Source organism: Deltaproteobacteria bacterium (genome assembly GCA_009929795.1).
GTDB lineage: Bacteria > Desulfobacterota > Desulfovibrionia > Desulfovibrionales > Desulfomicrobiaceae > RZZR01.
Map to the genome: position 1 here is coordinate 1 of RZZR01000357.1, position 1419 is coordinate 1419.

At 64.0% G+C, this 1419-nt stretch carries 2 protein-coding genes; both read left to right on the forward strand.

Annotation, left to right across the window (positions count from 1 at the left end):
• On the forward strand, nucleotides 1–926 hold a 926-nt coding region (locus tag EOM25_14960), incomplete at its 5' end, for a hypothetical protein (protein ID NCC26478.1).
• Nucleotides 923–1419: amidohydrolase (locus EOM25_14965; protein ID NCC26479.1), on the forward strand; the 497-nt coding region annotated here is incomplete at its 3' end. The genes EOM25_14960 and EOM25_14965, both read left to right, overlap by 4 nt.

Here is a 1419-nt window from a genome sequence, read left to right on the forward strand (position 1 = left end):
GCCGTATCCCTGGCCAGACCATGGAGGACAAACGTCGGTACTTCATGGGCAATTTTGACCATATTCGACTCCAGTTGACCCGGGAGCCTCGGGGTGACCGCGACCTCCTGGCCGCCCTGCTGACCGAAGCGACCTCGGACGAGGGGGAGTTCGGCCTCGTCTTCATGGACGCCCGTCGCTACCCATACCTCTGCGGCCACGCCACCATTGGAGCCGTGACCACTCTCATCGAAACCGGCAACCTCCCGGCCGACGGCCCGGAACGGGTCGTCATCGTGGACACGCCCTCCGGTCCGGTCAAAACCACGGCCCACATCCACGAGGACCGGGTGACTTCCGTGGCCACCACGGCCGTGCCGTCCTTTGTGTACGAATCCGACACGGCCCTGTTCATCCCCGGCTTGGGCAAGATCACCGTTGACACGGTCTGCGTCGGGGGCTTCTTTGTCATGGTCTCCACTCGGGAAATCGGCCTGGACCTTGTTCCGGAAAACGGCCCGGCCTTCATATCCCTGGGCATGTCCATCATCGAGGAGGCCAACAGACAGCTGAACGTGGAGCATCCCACCCGGCCGGGGGTGACCACCGTGGACGTCGTGGAATTCTACGACCCAGGCACCGACGACCAGGGACTGGGCCGCAACGCCGTTGTCTACGGCGAGTCCCATCTTGATCGCTCTCCCTGCGGAACTGGCACGGCCGCCAAGCTGACCCTCCTCCACTCCAAAGGACTGCTCGACGTCGGCACCCCCTTCTACAACCAGAGTCTGCTTGGCTCCCGTTTCGAGGGCCGGGTCACCGGCACGACCAAGGTCGGCCATCTGGATGGTGTCCGTGTCGAAATCATCGGCAGCGCCCACATCACCGGGGTTCACGAATTCGTTCTCGACCCCCGCGATCCCTTCCCCCAGGGCTTTCTCCTGTGAAACGCTCCCGCTTTGTCGACCGCGTCCTGCACAACGCCGACATCCGCACCCAGGACGACCGCCTGCCCCGGGCCACCGCCGTGGCTATCGGGGAAGGACGCATCCTGGCCGTTGGCCAAGACCACGAGATCCTCCCTCTGCAGAACCCGGACACTTCCGTGGAGGATATGGAAGGCCGCTTAATCCTGCCCGGATTCATGGACTCCCACTTCCATTTCGACCAATGGGCCATCGGCCTCCAGCTTCCAGATCTTTCCCGGGCCAGGGACTTTGATCAGGCTATGTCCCTGGTTGCCGCTCAGGCCGAACGGACCGTGCCCGGTGGCTGGGTGGTGGGTTTGGGATTCAACGAGGGCGACTGGAAAAACCGGAGGATTCCCGACCGCCACGACCTAGACCGGATTACCCCCTACCACCCGGTCCTTGTCTGGCGCTGCGACCTCCATCTGGCCGTGGCCAACACCCGGGCCCTGGAACTGGCCGGGGTCACCGA